This is a genomic window from Streptomyces sp. NPDC006384 (genome assembly GCF_042870695.1).
Taxonomy (GTDB): domain Bacteria; phylum Actinomycetota; class Actinomycetes; order Streptomycetales; family Streptomycetaceae; genus Streptomyces.
Genome location: NZ_JBIAHR010000018.1, coordinates 113,402 through 129,417 on the forward strand (window position 1 = coordinate 113,402; position 16,016 = coordinate 129,417).

The 16,016-nt window shown below is 75.3% G+C and carries 8 protein-coding genes; 6 read left to right on the top strand and 2 right to left on the bottom strand.

Features of this window, described 5'->3' with window-relative positions:
* Positions 1 to 41: 41 nt before the first annotated feature.
* Positions 42 to 1,286 (bottom strand): serine/threonine-protein kinase, encoded by a 1,245-nt coding sequence (locus tag ACFYOJ_RS24210; protein ID WP_356556934.1) that lies wholly within the window; start codon positions 1,284 to 1,286, stop codon positions 42 to 44.
* Between the two features lie 131 nt (positions 1,287 to 1,417).
* On the bottom strand, positions 1,418 to 3,130 hold the full coding sequence (locus ACFYOJ_RS24215) for a serine/threonine-protein kinase (RefSeq protein WP_356556933.1): 1,713 nt from the start codon (positions 3,128 to 3,130) through the stop codon (positions 1,418 to 1,420).
* A gap of 441 nt (positions 3,131 to 3,571) precedes the next feature.
* On the opposite strand from ACFYOJ_RS24215, the gene ACFYOJ_RS24220 reads away from it, so the two are divergent.
* The 6 genes from ACFYOJ_RS24220 to ACFYOJ_RS24245 all read left to right on the top strand — a co-directional run bounded on the left by ACFYOJ_RS24220 (position 3,572) and on the right by ACFYOJ_RS24245 (position 16,016).
* Complete coding sequence (locus ACFYOJ_RS24220; RefSeq protein ID WP_356556932.1) at positions 3,572 to 7,249, top strand: FHA domain-containing protein; 3,678 nt, start codon at positions 3,572 to 3,574, stop codon at positions 7,247 to 7,249.
* A gap of 324 nt (positions 7,250 to 7,573) precedes the next feature.
* Positions 7,574 to 8,968: an ABC transporter substrate-binding protein gene (locus ACFYOJ_RS24225; protein WP_356556931.1), complete on the top strand. Its 1,395-nt coding sequence runs from the start codon at positions 7,574 to 7,576 to the stop codon at positions 8,966 to 8,968.
* A gap of 3 nt (positions 8,969 to 8,971) precedes the next feature.
* Positions 8,972 to 10,318 carry a carbohydrate ABC transporter permease gene (locus tag ACFYOJ_RS24230; protein WP_388597795.1) on the top strand — a complete coding sequence of 449 codons (1,347 nt, stop codon included), beginning with the start codon at positions 8,972 to 8,974 and terminating at the stop codon, positions 10,316 to 10,318.
* Positions 10,315 to 11,232 carry a carbohydrate ABC transporter permease gene (locus tag ACFYOJ_RS24235; RefSeq protein ID WP_356556930.1) on the top strand — a complete coding sequence of 306 codons (918 nt, stop codon included), beginning with the start codon at positions 10,315 to 10,317 and terminating at the stop codon, positions 11,230 to 11,232. The genes ACFYOJ_RS24230 and ACFYOJ_RS24235 overlap by 4 nt, the downstream gene beginning before the upstream one ends.
* A gap of 154 nt (positions 11,233 to 11,386) precedes the next feature.
* On the top strand, positions 11,387 to 13,651 hold the full coding sequence (locus tag ACFYOJ_RS24240) for a bifunctional glycosyltransferase family 2 protein/CDP-glycerol:glycerophosphate glycerophosphotransferase (RefSeq protein ID WP_356556929.1): 2,265 nt from the start codon (positions 11,387 to 11,389) through the stop codon (positions 13,649 to 13,651).
* 157 nt (positions 13,652 to 13,808) lie between these two features.
* Positions 13,809 to 16,016, top strand: a complete 2,208-nt coding sequence (locus ACFYOJ_RS24245) for a bifunctional glycosyltransferase family 2 protein/CDP-glycerol:glycerophosphate glycerophosphotransferase (protein ID WP_388597798.1) — start codon at positions 13,809 to 13,811, stop codon at positions 16,014 to 16,016.

The window sequence follows — 16,016 nt, forward strand, 5'->3', positions numbered from 1 at the left end:
CCAGCGTAACGGCTCCGCCGCCCGGTCCTCGCCGGACGGCCTCACGGGGAGGCCGGTGCCGAGTTCCGGGTGTCCTGGGGGCCCGTGCCGCCCTCGTCACCGTCCGTGGCCAGCCAGGTGCCGACGCCGACCGCGGCGAGCAGGGCGACGGTGCCGGCGCCGAGGGCGAGCCGGCGGCGGCGGGCGGCGGCGCGGTTGCGGGCGGAGCCGGGGCGCGGGGCGCCGGACGCGCGCGGGGCACGGGCGGTGCCGCGGGCGCCGCCGGCCAGCTCGTCCGGGGCCGGTACGCGCATGGAGGTGTGCGTGTCCCGGTTGGAGTCGGCCGGCTTCGCGCCCGGCACCAGCGGCACCGCGCCCCGGCGCCGGACCGCCTCCCCGGCGGGCGCGGGCGAGGCCGGGTTCTCCTCGGGCGCGTCCTCGTCCTGGCCGGCGCCGGGCTCGTCCACGTCCAGCGGGGGCATCCCGGCCAGCATCGGCAGCAGCTCGCGCAGCCGGGCACCCAGCTCGGAGGCGCGCAGCCGGGAGGCCGGCGCCTTGGCCAGGCACTGCACGAGCAGCTGCCACAGCTCGTCCGGGATGCCGGGGAGGGGGACGACGGTCTCGGTGACGTGGCGGCGCAGGACCGCGCCGGGGTGGCCGCCGCCGAACGGCGTGAAGCCGGCGAGCAGCTCGTACAGGACGGTGGCCAGGGCGTAGATGTCGACCGAGGCGCGGGGCGGCAGGCCCTCGACGATCTCGGGGGCGAGGTAGTCGGGCGTACCGATGATCTTCGTGGCGCGGGTGCGGCGCGGGGTGTCGATGAGCTTGGCCACACCGAAGTCCGTCAGCAGGGCCGGGTGCGCGCCGCCGGGGCCGAGCGGGCCCTCCATGTCCAGCAGCACGTTCTCCGGCTTGACGTCGCGGTGCACGACGCCGGCGGCGTGCGCGGCGGCCAGGCCGTCGGCGACGTCGGCGACGACGGCCACGGCGGCCGCGGGCGCCAGGCGCCGTTCCCGGTCGAGGCGGGTGCGCAGGTCCGTGCCGCGGACCAGGTCCATGACGAGGGCGAGGTCGTTGCCGTCGACCACCAGGTCGCGCACGGAGACGACGTGCGGGTGCTCCAGGCCGAGCAGGGCGGTGCGCTCCTGCACGAAGCGCGAGACGAGTTCCTGGTCGGACGCCAGGTCCTCGCGCAGCAGCTTGATCGCGACGGGGCCCTCGGGCCCCTCGCCCAGCCACACCGTGCCGGCGCTGCCCCGTCCGAGGATCTGGTGGGCGGTGTACCGGCTGCCGATCTTCCGTGCCAAGACTGCTCCTACCGACGCGTGTTGGGCACAAAGCTACGCGTCCGCGGAGGCGGCCTTCGCAGCGGAGGCGGAAATCACCCTCCGGTTGTCGACAAATCCCCGGACTCGGTGGCGCGCGGCCCGTACGAGGCTCAGTTGCCGCCCGAGCCCGAGCCCGAACCGCCCAGGTCCCCGATCCAGTCGGACGCGGTGCCGACCCAGTCGGTGAGCTGGTCCCAGTAGCCCTTGCCGGTGCCGATCCAGTCCTGCAGCGGACTCAGCTCCCAGATCAGCCAGCCGGCCACGAACAGGACGACGAGGGTGACCAGGCAGCCCTTGAGGCAGCCCAGGCCGGGGATGCGCATCGGGTTGGCGCTGCGCTGCCGCGGCGGCCGGGGCTCGCGCCGGGGCGGCTGCGGCTCGGGCGCGGGCGGCGGGGCGTACCGCTGCGGCGGGGGCTGGGGCGGCTGCTGGGGCTGGGGAGTGACGTAGCGCTGCGGCTGCTGCGGGTAGCCGTACCCCTGCGGCGGCTGCTGGGGCTGCCGGTACTGCTGGGGGCTCGGCTGCTGGCGGTGCGGCTGCTGCGGGCGGGCGACCTGCCGCTGGGGGCGGCGGCGCAGCGGGTCCTCGTTCGGGTCGAGGTACTGCACCTGTGTCTGCTCGTTGCGGTCGCGGGCGGCGCGCAGCTGGTTCTGCCAGGGGTGCGGGTCCTCCGGCGAGCCGGACTGACCGCCCTGTCCGCCCGGCTGCCCCGGGGGCACCGGTGGCAGGACGGCGGTCGGGTCGGCCGCTCCGCTGCTGGGGAGTACGGCGGTGGGGTCGGCGGCTCCGGCGGGGCCGCCGGTGTGCGGCAGGACGCTGGTGGCGCCGTCCGGGTTCTGCTGGTTCTGCGCGTGGTGCGGCAGGACCTGAGTCGGGTCGGCCGCGCCGGGGACGCCGGGCACCTGCGCGGGGGCCGGGTCGGGGGCGAGGAGGGCGCCGACGTTCTCGGCGGCGCCGATCTGCGCGCTGTTCGCGTGCACGCCGATGCCCTCGGCGACGACGCGCAGGCCGCGGGCGAGGTTCTCGGCGCTGGGGCGCTCGTCGGGGTTCTTGCGCAGGCAGCGCTCTATGACCGTCCACAGCGGGTCGGGGACGGTGGAGGGGCGGCGCGGCTCGGCGCTCAGGTGCTGGTGCAGCACCTCCAGAGCGGTGCCGCCGCCGAACGGCGGACGTCCGGTGACCAGCTCGTACAGCAGGATGCCGGCGCCGTAGATGTCGACGGCGGAGGTCTGCGGGCGGCCCTCGGCGGACTCCGGCGCCACGTAGGCGGGCGTGCCGACGAACTCGTGGGTGCGGGTGAGGCCGGGTGAGTCGGCGAGACGGGCGATGCCGAAGTCGGTGAGCATCGGGTGCATCTCGTCGCCGGTCTGCTTCAGCAGGACGTTGGCCGGCTTCAGGTCGCGGTGGACGACGCCGTCGGCGTGGCTGGCGGCGAGGGCGTCGGCGATCTGCGCGGTGAGCAGGGCGGCGGCGACCGGGGTGAACGGTCCGTTCTCACGCAGGTGGCGGTGCAGGTCGGGGCCGTCGACGAGGTCCATGACCAGCGCGAGCAGCTCGCCCTCGACGACCAGGTCACGGACCCGGACGATGTTGGGGTGGGTCAGCCTCAGCAGGACGGAGCGCTCCCGCAGGAAGCGCATCACGATGTCGGGGTCGCTCGCCAGCTCCTCCTTGAGGACCTTGATCGCGACGGTCTCGCCGGGCTGACCGGCCACGGCGGCCTCGGCGCCCGCGGTCTCCCGCTGACGGGCACGCCAGACCGTGCCCGTGGCTCCGCGGCCGAGGGGCTCCTCGAGGAGGTACTTGCTGCCTACCGGCCGCACGTCATGCGCTCCCTTTTGCTTGCTGGCTGTTCCGGCCCACTGTAGTGCCGCGGTGTGCGGTCCGGGCTGTCGTCTTCCTGTGGTTCCCCTTGGTCCGCCGGCGCGGCTTGTGCTCCGCTTCCGGCGGGTGTGCGAAGGAAAGACGCACCACCCGGTCCCTTGGTTGCCGGGCACGGACGTGACCGATCTCAATCGGTCACCGGTCGGTCATCTCGACCATCATGAGATCGTCCGGCAGGCACTTTTGCGGGCAGAGCCGACCATTCAAGATCATTCACGGGTGGGGGGCGGGCGCGTTGTCGGTGGCAGGTGCGAGGATGCCTGCAGTACTGGCCGACGTGCTCGTGTGGCGGTGGGGGAGATCCGCGGTGGGGGACCGCGGGGAGAAGGCTTCGTCCCCGGCCGATCGCGGGCGCCCGCGCGAAGGGACCGCTGACGGCGATGCAGATCCGGCTGACCGTCGTAGACCCGCTGGGCCCGCATGCTTCCCCGGGGGGCCACGCCGCGCGCCGTGACGTGCTGGTCACCGCGCCGGCCGGCACGGCCCTGGCCGCGGTCGCCTCCGCGCTGGCCGCGGCGGTCCCCGGCGGCGAGGGCACCGGCTCCGGCCAGGCCGTGCTGTACGCCGGCGCGCGGCGGCTCGACGCCCGGCGCAGCACCCTGGGCGAGCCGCCGCTGATCGACGGCGCCGTGCTCTGCCTCGGCGCCCCGGGCGAGCCCGACCCGCACACCGAGCCGGCCGACGTCCCGGCCCAGCTGCACGTCGTCGCCGGGCCCGACGCGGGCGGCGTCCATCTGCTGCACGGCGGCCAGATCCGGCTCGGCCGCTCCGCCGACGCCGACATCGCCCTCGACGACCCCGACGTCTCCCGGACCCACTGCGCCGTGACCGTCGCCGCCGACGGCCGCGTCTCGGTCGCCGACCTCGGCTCGACCAACGGCACCGTTCTGGACGGCACCCGCGTGGGCGAGCGGCCGGTCCGCTTCGCGCCGGGGGCGCTGCTGCGGATCGGCGAGTCGGCCCTGCGGCTGGTCCCGGCCGGCCGGGGGGCCGCTGCGCGGGTGACGACGACACCGGACGGCGAGGGGTACGTACGCCTGTCCGGCGCGGCGGCGGCCCACGGGGCGGTGCCCGGCGGCGCGCCCGGCGGCCCCGGCGGGGCCACGCACCACGTCCACGGCGTCCACCACGTCCACGGCGTCCACGGCGTCCACGGCGTCCACGGCATCCACGGCATCCACGGCATCCACGGCACGACGGCGTACGGCACCGTGGCGGTGCCGGCCCGTCCTCCGCAGGTCCCCGGCCAGGGTTCCGCGCCCCGTATCGAGAGCCGCGGCACCGGTGCCCCCGGGGACGCGGCCCGTCCGGCCGCGCCGGGGGTGGGTCCGGGCGGGGCGCACGACACGCACGCGGGGGCCTCCGCCCCCGTGCCGGGGAGCCCGTACGCGGGGCCGGCCGGCGCGACCGTCACCCACACGGGTGGGCTCGGCGTGGACGGCGGGAGACACGCGGGAGCGTACGGCGCCGACGCGGGGCGCGAAGGCGCGTCCGGCCCGGGCCGGACGCCCGCGGACGCCGGTGGCGCCGACCACGACAGCGGCCGCAAGGGCACGCCCCTGCGCGGGACCGAGGTGCCGCAGGGCGTGCGCAGACGCGGCGGGATCGGCGCGTGGGCGCGGCGGCTGACCGGCGGACGCGGCGGCGCGCAGGACGCCGGCGGGCCCGGCACGTACGCGTACGAGGCGGAGGCCGCCTCCCCGGCGCGGGAGCCGCTCCCGGCCGACGGCCGCTCCCCCGTGCCGGACACCTGGCCGGACGCCGCCGCGCTGCTGCTGACGGCGCTGGGGCCGGGGCCGCGGCTGTGGGAACGCGGGCCGGACCATCCCGAGGTGCTCGCCGTGCGGCTCGGCACGGCCGACCGGATGGCGCCCGGCGGCGCCGCGCCGCTGCCCGCCGTTCCGGTGACCGTCGGACTGCGCGAGGCCGGCGCGCTCGGCCTGGCGGGCCCGCGCACGCGGCTCGCCGGCCTGGCCCGCTCGGTGCTGGCCCAGCTCGCCGCGCTGCACTCCCCCGACGTGCTGGAGATCGTCCTGATCAGCGCCGACCGTGCGCGCCCGCTCGAGGAGCGGACGGCGGAGTGGTCGTGGCTGGGGTGGCTGCCGCAGGTGCGTCCGGGGCACGGCCAGGACTGCCGGCTCCTCCTCGCCTACGACCGCGACCAGGCCACCGCCCGCGCCCAGGAGCTCCTCCGCCGCCTGGAGGACCACCTCGCGGACACCCGGACCGGGGCCGTCGGCCCGTCCCCCGTCGGCCCGGTCCCGGCCCGGCCGGCGGCCGGCGCGCAGGACACCCGGCACCCCGGACCGGACGGACACGGCGGACACGGCGGGCACGCCGGACTCGCCGGGGACGCCGGTGCGGGCGGCGCCCGCGGCGGCGCGGGGGTGCCCGGGGGCCCGGACGGGGCCGAGGAGGCCGCGGGCGGCGCCCGGCGGCCCTCCTGGGCGCGGGCGGACGACGGTATCTACGCGGGCGGCGGCTTCGCGGGGCCGTACACCGTGCTCGTCGTGGACGGCGACCCCGGCGGCGCCGACGTGCGCGAGGCGGTGGCGCGGCTGGCGCTGGAGGGGCCGCGGGCGGGCATCCACGTGGTGTGCCTCGCGGAGACGGCCGCCGCCTCCCCCACCTCGCCGGTGACACAGACGTACGAGGCGGCCTGCACGGTGTCGCCGGTCTTCCGCGAGTGCGGTGCCGTGGCGCTGCTCAGCGGGGACGTGGCGACGGCCCTGCGGCTGCTGCGCGTCGCCCGCACCGGGGCCGCGCCGGGCGGGCCGATCGGCCACGGCACCCTCGGCACGGTGGACGCCGTCTCCCTCGCCTGGGCCGAGCGGTTCGCGCGCGCCCTGGCGCCGCTGCGCACCGACGGCGGGACGGGCGGACGGCCCGCGCGTGTGTCCGCGCCGCTGCCGCAGGCGGCCCGGCTCCTCGACGAACTGGGACTCGCCCGGGCCACCCCGGCGTCCCTGATGGCCCGCTGGGCGGACGCGGCCGACGACACGGCGTCGCTCGGCGGACGCGCGCACGCCGTGCTGGGCGCCGGACCGCGCGGCCCGGTCGTCGTGGACCTCGCGGCCGAGGGGCCGCACCTGCTGATCGAGGGCCCCGCCGGCAGCGGCCGTACGGAGCTGCTGCGGGCGGTCGTCGCCTCGCTCGCCTCCGCCGAACGCCCCGACCGGCTCGGCATCGTCCTGATGGACGGCCGGGACAGCGTCGGCGCGGGCGGCGGGCACGGCGAGGGACTGCGGGTCTGTACGGACGTTCCGCACGTGACCACGCATCTCACCGCCAACGACCCCGTACTGATGCGGGAGTTCGCCCAGTCCCTGAGCGCGGAGCTGAAGCGGCGCGCGGAGCTGCTCGGGCGTACCGACTTCGCCCGGTGGCACACCGGGCGCGAGGTGTCGGGCCGGATGGTCGGCCAGCGCACGGCGACGGGCGGGCCCGCGGCGATACCGGGGGCGGGGGACGTCGAGTCGCCGCCCAGCTCCACGCTGCGGCTGCGGCCGGGCGGCACCGCCCGGCGACAGGCGGAGGCCGTACCGCCACTGCCCCGGCTGGTGGTCGTCGTGGACGACCTGGACGCGCTCGTCGCTCCCCCGCTCGGGTCGCCCGGGCGGCCGGCGGCGGGATCGGTGATGCGGGCGCTGGAGGCGGTGGCGCGGGAGGGCGAGCGGCTCGGGGTGCACCTCGTGGCGGCCGCCGGTCCCGGGGGGCGTACGGCACAGACCGAGCCGGCCCGCCGGGCGGCGCTGCGCGTCACGCTCGACGCGCCGGTGGCCGGGCCGGACGAACCGCTGCCGGGGCGCGGACGGTTGGTCTGGGCGGACGGGCGGAGCACGGCCTTCCAGGCGGGGCGGGTGACGGGGCGGATCCCGCGTACGGCGACGCTGCGGCCGACCGTCGTGCCGCTGGAGTGGCAGCGGATGGGGGACCCGCCCGCGCGGCGGCCGGTGCGGGAGTTGGGGAACGGGCCTACGGATCTGGCGTTGCTGGCCAGCGCGTTGGAGCGGGCGGCGCGGGAGGTCTCGGCGGCGGAGGTGCCGTCGCTGCTGTGACGGGGGGGCGCGTGGGCGGGCGTCGGTGTTCGCCGGGTGCGCGGGCCGGCGCTGCTGCTCGGGCGTGGGTGCGAGGGCCCGGCGTCGCGGGGTGCCTCCCCCGGAGGGGGCCCGGCGCCCACCCGTGCCGCCCCGGGGGCACGACTGCCCGCGAGCCGGAATGACTGCGGGCGGCAACCGGGGTGCATACAGGGCGAGTCACGACGGGGTCACGATCTTCGGGTCGGGTGCGGGTGCGCTCTTGCCGCCCTCCTCCCCCTGGCGTACACCAGAGCGCACGGGACAGCGCCAGGCGTTCGACGAGGAACGAAGAACGGGGCAGTGATGCGCACGAGCAGCACCATCCGGACACGCGGAACCGTCAAGAGGACCACCAGGGTGGCCGCCGCCCTGGCCGCGGGGGCCCTCGCGCTCTCGCTCACCGCGTGCGGCGGCGATGACGACGGGGGCGGCAAGAAGGGCGACGAGGGCACCGGCGGCGAGAAGAAGCCGGCGACCCTCACCCTTCCCAAGCTGGACGGCGAGAGTCTGGAGGTCGCCGCCGTCTGGACCGGTGCCGAGCAGGAGAACTTCAAGAAGGTTCTCGCCGAGTTCGAGAAGCGCACCGGCGCCAAGGTCACCTTCGTGCCCGCCCAGGACCCGATCATCAACTTCCTGGGCTCCAAGATCGCGGGCGGTGCCCCGCCGGACGTGGCGATGCTCCCGCAGCCCGGTGCCATCAAGCAGGCGGTCGACAAGGGCTGGGCCAAGCCGCTGGGCCCCGAGGCCACCAAGGAGCTGACCAAGAACTACTCGCAGGGCTGGCAGGACATCGGCAAGGTCGACGGCAAGCCGTACGGCGTCTACTACAAGGCCGCCAACAAGTCCCTGATCTGGTACAACACGCAGGTCTTCGAGAACGCGGGCGCCACCGAGCCCAAGACCTGGGACGAGCTGCTCACCACCGCCCAGACGGTCTACGACTCCGGCGTCACGCCGTTCTCCGTCGGCGGCGCGGACGGCTGGACCCTCACCGACTGGTTCGAGAACGTCTACCTCTCCCAGGCCGGCCCGGAGAAGTACGACCAGCTCGCCAAGCACGAGATCAAGTGGACGGACCCGTCCGTGAAGGAGGCCCTGACGACGCTCGCCGGGATCTGGGGCAAGAAGGACTATCTCGCGGGCGGCGCGGACGGCGCCCTGCAGACGGAGTTCCCGGCCTCGGTGACGCAGACGTTCACCGGCGGCGACCAGCCCAAGGCCGCCATGGTCTACGAGGGCGACTTCGTGCAGGTCAACATCGGCGAGACGGACGCGGAGGTCGGCACGGACGCGAAGGTGTTCCCGTTCCCGGCCGTCGGCGACAGCGCGCCGGTGGTCTCCGGCGGCGACGCGGCCGTCATCCTGAAGGACTCGAAGGCGGCGCAGGCACTGGCCACCTTCCTGGCCTCCCCGGACGCCGCGGAGATCCAGGCGAAGCTGGGCGGCTTCCTCTCGCCGAACAAGGGCGTCGACACCGGCGCGTACCCGAACGAGGTGCAGAAGAAGATGGCCGAGGCGCTGATCGCGGCCGGCGACGACTTCCGCTTCGACATGTCGGACCAGGCCCCGCAGGCCTTCGGCGGCACGCCCGGCAAGGGCGAGTGGAAGGCGCTGCAGGACTTCCTGAAGAACCCGAAGGACGTCGCGGGCGCCCAGGCGAAGCTGGAGGCGGACGCGGCCGCCGCCTACGGGGGCTGACGGATGAAGTCGGCAACGGCGGCGGGGACCTCACCGGCCCCCGCCGTGCCCAAGTCGCGCAGGAGCGTGACCGGCACCCGCAAGGCCGTGGCGGCGCTGTTCCTGCTGCCCGCCCTGGTGCTGCTCGGCGCGCTCGTGGTCTACCCGATCGGGTACTCGCTGATCCGCAGCTTCTACGACCAGTCCGGCGACTCCTTCACCGGATTCGACAACTACCGGGCGCTGTTCACCGACGACGGCGTCCGCACCGCCCTGAAGAACAACGTGATCTGGGTGGTGTTCGCGCCGACGGTCGCCACCGCGCTCGGCCTGGTCTTCGCGGTGCTGACCGAACGCGTGCGCTGGGGAACGGCGTTCAAGCTGGTCGTCTTCATGCCGATGGCGATCTCGATGCTGGCCGCCGGGATCATCTTCCGCCTGGTGTACGACCAGGCACCGGAGAAGGGCGTCGCCAACGCGGTGTGGGTGGGGGTGCACGACACCTTCGCCGAGTCGTCGGCTTTCCCGAAGGCGCACCCGGGCCGTGAGTCGCCGCTGAAGCCGGCCGGCGGGGGCGCGTTCGTCACCAGGGAGCCGGTCGGCGCGGGCCGGGCGGTCATGCTCCCGCTCGTCGGTGTCGCCCCCGACAAGATGCCGGACGGCGCGAAGAAGGCCGCGCCCGCCCGGCCCGAGGACGGGAAGATCACCGGCACCACCTGGCAGGACTTCACCCGCGGCAAGGGCGTCGGCAAGCTGGGCGGCGTCGACAGCACCGAGCTGGGCTACGCCGGGATGAGGATCGAGGCCGTCAAGAACGGCAAGGTCGTCGCGTCGACGAAGGCCGCCGGCGACGGCACGTTCACGCTCCCGGCGGCGGCCGACGGGGCGCTGCTCAGACTGCCCGCCGACAACTTCGAGGAGCCCTACAACGGCCTGGACTGGCTCGGTCCGTCGCTCGTCACGCCGGCCATCATCGGGTCGTACGTGTGGATGTGGGCCGGGTTCGCGATGGTGCTCATCGCGGCGGGGCTCGCGGGGGTGCCCCGGGAGCTCCTGGAGGCGGCCCGGGTGGACGGCGCGAGCGAGTGGCAGGTCTTCCGGCGCATCACGGTGCCGCTGCTCGCGCCGGTCCTCGCGGTCGTCGTCGTCACCCTGATGATCAACGTGCTGAAGGTGTTCGACCTGGTCTTCATCATCGCCCCCGGCTCCTCCCAGGACGACGCGAACGTGCTCGCCCTGGAGCTGTACCGCAAGGGCTTCGCCTCCGACCAGCCGGGCATCGCCAGCGCCATCGCGGTCTTCCTGCTGCTCCTGGTCATCCCGGTGATGTGGTTCAACATAAGGCGACTGCGGCGGGAGGTGCGGCGATGACCGCGGACGCGGGTTCCCTCACCGAGGCGGCCGCCGGGCCGCCCCGGGAGGCTGTGAAGGCGAGGCCGTCGCTGGGCTCGCGGCTCGCCGAGAAGGTCAGTGGCGGCCTGGTCCGGGTGTTCCTGATCGTCGTCGGCCTGTTCTGGCTGGTCCCGACGATCGGCCTGCTGCTGTCCTCGCTGCGCACCCCGAAGGACATGGCGGCGAGCGGCTGGTGGAAGGTCCTCACCGAGCCGTCGCAGCTCACCTTCCGCAGCTACGAGGAGCTGCTGAAGAACGGCGACATCACCTCCTCCCTGCTCAACACCGTGCTGATCACGGTCCCGGCGACGGTGCTGGTCGTCGTCATCGGCTCGCTCGCGGGATACGCCTTCGCCTGGATGGACTTCCCGGGCCGTGACTGGTGGTTCCTGGCCGTGGTCGGCCTGCTGGTCGTCCCCGTCCAGGTGGCGCTGATCCCGATCGCCGAACTCTTCGGGAAGATCGGCCTGTTCGGGTCGGTGGTCGGCGTGATCCTGTTCCACGTCGGCTTCGGACTGCCGTTCGCGGTGTTCCTGCTGCGGAACTTCTTCGCGGAGATCCCGAGGGAGCTGCTGGAGGCGGCCCGCCTCGACGGCGCGGGCGAACTGAGGCTGTTCGTCCGGGTCGTGATGCCGCTCGGCGGTCCCGCCATCGCGAGCCTGGGCATCTTCCAGTTCCTGTGGGTGTGGAACGACATGCTGGTCGCGCTGATCTTCTCGGACTCCGGGAGCCAGCCGATCACCGTCGCCCTGCAGACGCAGGTACGGCAGTTCGGGAACAACATCGACGTACTGGCGCCGGGCGCGTTCATCTCCATGGTGATCCCGCTGGCCGTGTTCTTCGCGTTCCAGCGGCAGTTCGTCTCCGGCGTGATGGCGGGGGCTGTCAAGTAGACGACGGTTTCTCACTCTTGAGGGGGTGGTCCGGTCACCGGTCCGCCCCCTCTCCCACGTGCGCGAAGTCCCCCGGATGACGCAAGGGCCGTAACCAAGTCACTCCATCGGACGTTGCCGGGCCGAACGCCCGCGCCGACCCATGGATGTCCCCGTGCCCCGGTTCAGTGTCATCGTCCCCGCGTACCAGGTCCAGGCGTATCTCCACGAGTGCCTGGATTCGGTGCTGTCCCAGTCGTACCGGGATCTCGAACTGATCGTCGTCGACGACTGCTCGCCGGACGCCTGCGGCGAGATCATCGACGAGTACGCGGAGCGCGACGCCCGCGTACGTCCCGTGCACCTGCCGCGCAACGAGGGCCTGGGCCCCGCCCGCAACGCCGGGATGGAGCGGGCCACGGGCGACTACCTGGTCTTCCTCGACGGCGACGACACCCTCACCCCGGACGCGCTGCGCGCGGTCGCCGACCGGATCAAGGAGACCGGCGAGCCGGACGTCCTGGTCTACGACTACGCCCGCGCCCACTGGACGGGCGAGACGGTCCGCAACCGGGCCGCCGCCCACCTGACCGAGCAGGGGCCCGCCCCCTTCCGCCTCACCGACCGGCCGGGGCTGCTGGAACTGCTGATGGTGGCCTGGAACAAGGCCGTGCGGCGGGAGTTCGCCGAGCACGAGGGCTTCGTCTTCCCGCCCGGCCACTACGAGGACACCCCGTGGACGTACCCGGTGCTGATGTCGGCGGAGTCGATCGCCACCCTGGACCGGGTCTGCGTGCACTACCGGCAGGGCCGCCGGGGCAGCATCCTGGGCACGCCGAGCGCGCGCCACCTCGACGTCTTCGCGCAGTACGACCGCGTCTTCGCCCACCTCGAGTCCCGTCCGGAGCTGGCCCGCTGGCGGCCCGTGCTGTACCGGCGCATGGCCGACCACCTGGTGACGGTGTTCACCCGTCCCGACCGTCTCCCGCCCGCCCTGCGCGGCGAGTTCGTGCGCCGGGCCCGCGTCCACTGCCGCCGCCACCGCGTCCCCGGCGTCCCCGTCCCGCCCGTCGTCCGCCTGCGCCACGCCCTGCTCCGCCTCGGCCTGCGCCGCACCTACGCGGCCCTGCGGCTGGCGTCGGCCCTGCGCCGCCGGACGCGCAGGACGGCCGGCGCGCTGCTCGGGACGGCGCGCGCCGCCGCGCTGCGGCTGCATTACGGGATCCAGCGCCGGCTGCCCCTGCGCGCCGACCGCGCCGTCTTCGCCACGGACGGGAACGGGGGGTACGGCGGCGACGTGGGCGCGCTGGAGGAGGCGTTCCGCGAGTTCGCGCCGCACATCGGCACGGCGTGGGCCGCCGCCCCCGCGCACCACCACACGGTGCCCACCGCCGCCCGCCGCCTGACCCCGGGCACGGCCGCGTACTGGACGGCGCTGGCCCGCTCCCGGTACCTGGTGCACGACACCGGTGTCGTCCCGGGTCTCGTCAAGCGCCGGGGCCAGACGCTGATCCGGGCGGGGGCCGGGACGCCGCTCAAGCACCTCGGCCTCGACCTGCGCGCGCACCCGGCCGCCGCCCGCGCCACCGACTTCCCCCGGCTCCTGGACACCGCCGGCACCTGGGACCACGTCGTCACCGCCGACCGCCACTCCACCCTGACCGTGGAGCGCGCGCTTCCGGGCCGCTACACCGTCCTGGAGCACGGCAGGCCGCGCACCGACGTCTTCCAGCGGGCGACGGCCGCGGACGTGGCCCGGCTGCGCGAGACGCTCGGCATCCCCGAGGGCACCGTCGCCCTCCTGTACGCGCCCACCCACCGGGACCACCGGCGCACCCCGGGCGCGGGCCTCGACCTGGAGCGCCTCGTCACCCGCCTCGGCCCCCGCTTCATGGTGCTGGCCCGCGCCCACCCCCGGCACGGCGGGCCGCTCACCACCGCGCGCCACGCCCGGATCGTCGACGTGAGCGACCACCCGGGCGTGGAGAGGCTGTGCCTCGCCTCCGACGCGCTGATCACCGACTACTCGTCGCTGATGTTCGACTACGCGGTCCTGGACCGGCCGATCGTGCTCCACGCCGACGAGCCGGAGGCCTTCGACGCGGTCCACGGGTGCTACCTCGACCTCGGCACCCTCCCGCCGGGCCCGGTGGTGGCCGACGAGGACGAGCTGATCGGCGTCTTCGCCGGCGGACAGTGGTGCGACGCGCGGTCCGCCCGGCTCAGGGCGGCCTTCCGGGAGCGGTTCTGCCCCCACGACGACGGCCGCGCCGCCGAGCGCGTCGTACGCCGCGCGGTGCTCGGTCGGACGGACCTGCCGCCGGTGGTGCCGCTCGCCGGACGGCACCCCGCGCCGTCGGCCGCCGCGGCCCTCGCACGGACCCCGCTGACCACCGTGCCGCAGCCCGCCGGCCCCCGCACCGTCACCGACAGCCTCTGACCGCCGTTCGCCTCCTGGGAGACCGCATGCCCCGCAGCTCGTCGCGGCCCACTCCGAGCCGGCCGCCCACCTGGCGGCCGGCCGGACGGCCGGGCCGCCGGGCGGTCCGCGCGGCGGGGGACTCCCGGCGGACCCGGACAACGAGAGAAAGAGCAGAATGCCCCGCTTCAGCATCATCGTCCCGTCCCATGGGGTCGCAGGGCGGCTCTCCCAGGCACTGGACTCGGTCCTCGCCCAGTCCTTCGGCGACTTCGAGCTGATCCCGGTCTGCGACGGCCCGGACTGCGCCGCCGCGGACATCGCCGCCGCCCGCGCCGAGCGGGACTCCCGGGTGCGGCCCGTGCACTCGCCGCCGTCGGCGGACCCGGCCGGGGCGCGCAACACCGGGGCGCGGGCGGCGACCGGCGCCTATCTGCTGTTCCTCGACGGCGACGACGTCCTGGTCCCCGGCGCGCTGGCGGCGCTGGACGAGCGGCTCGCCGAGACCGGCGGTGTCGACGTGCTGTACTTCGAGCACGAGCGGGTCCCCTGGTGGGAGGGCGAGCCGGCCAACCCGGCCGCACCGCTGCTCGCGAAGGCGCCCGACGGGGCCTTCGCCCCCGGCCGGGCCCCGCACCTGACCGGTGTGCAGCTGCCCGCCTGGAGCGCGGTCTACCGCCGTGCCTTCCTCTCCGGGCACCGGCTGGAGTTCCCCGCCGGGCACTACACGGACATCGGCTTCGCGACCCGGGCCGCGGCGGACGCCGACCGGGTGGCGGTGCTGCGCTCCGTCGTCGTACGGCATCTGGTGCGGCGGCAGGGCAGCAGGCTGAACCGGCCCGGCGAGCACCACGCCGAGCTGCTGGACCAGGCCGAGCTGGCCCTCGCCCACGCCGCCGAACGGGGCCTGCCGGCCGAGCGGCGCGGGCCGCTGTTCGAGCAGCTCTTCGCCCTGATCCTCAAGACGGCCGCCCACCCGCGGCGGCTGACCCGCGGGCGCCGCTCCTTCTTCCTCCGGGCGAGCCGCCTCTACCGGCGCCACCGCCCCGACGGTTTCCGCGCGCCGGGCGGCCGGCTCGGCGTGCAGCACCGGCTGCTGGCGTCCGGTGCGTACGCGGCGTTCCGCGCCCTGCGCGGCGCCAACCGCGCGGCCGGCGCCGTCCTGGACCGCCTGCCCCGCCCCCGCGGGCTGCGCACCCGGCTGCTCTACCGGCGCGCGCTGCGCCGCCCGCTCGACCCGGACCTCGTCGTGTACTGCGCGTACTGGGGCCGCGGTTACGCCTGCAACCCGGCCGCGATCCACGCCAAGGCCCGCGAGATCGCCCCGCACCTGCGCGGGGTGTTCCTCGTCGAGCCGGACCAGGCGCACACCGTGCCGAAGGACGTCGAGCACGCCGTCATCGGCAGCCGGCGCTACTGGGAGGTGCTGGCCCGCGCCAAGTACCTGGTGAACAACGCCAACTTCGCGGAGGGCGTCGTCAAGCGCCCCGGCAGCGTGCACCTGCAGACGCAGCACGGCACGCCGCTGAAGACGATGGGCGTGGACCAGTCGACGTACCCGGTGGTGGCGGCGGCCACCGGCAGCTTCGCCAGGCTGCTGGGCCGCGTGGACCGCTGGGACTACAACCTGTCCTCCAACCGCCACTCCACCCAGATGTGGGAGCGCGCCTTCCCCGGCTCCTACAAGCACCTGGAGTACGGCTATCCGCGCAACGACGTCTACTACACGGCGACCGCCGACGACGTGGCCCGCGTCCGGCGCGAACTGGGCGTCCCGGAGGGGAAGACGGCCGTCCTGTACGCGCCGACGCACCGCGACCACGAGACCGGGTTCGGTGCGGGCGCCCTGGACCTGGAGGCCTTCTGCGAGGAGGCCGGCGAGGACGTGGTGGTGCTGCTGCGCGCCCACTACTTCTACGACCGCGGCGGGAAGCGACGGCGCACCGGCCGGATCATCGACGTCACCGCGCACCGTTCCTCCGAGGACGTGTGCCTGGCCGCCGACGCGCTGATCACCGACTACTCGTCGATCATGTTCGACTACGCCAATCTCGACCGGCCGATCGTCGTGTACGCCGACGACTGGGACGTGTACCGGGAGACCCGCGGCGTCTACTTCGACCTGCTGGCGGCGCCGCCCGGCCCGGTGGCCCGCACGCCCGGGGAGCTGGCCCGGGTCTTCCGCGACGGCTCGTACGCGGGCCCGGACTCGGCGGCGCTGCGGGCCGCGTTCCGGGAGCGGTTCTGCGAGTTCGACGACGGCCGGGCCGCCGAGCGCGTCGTCCGCCGGGTGCTGCTGGGCGAGCCGCCCGAGGCGCTGCCGCCCGTGACCCCGCTCGCGGAGCGCGTCCCGGCCCCCGCCGCCGTCACCCTCGTAAGGAGCTGA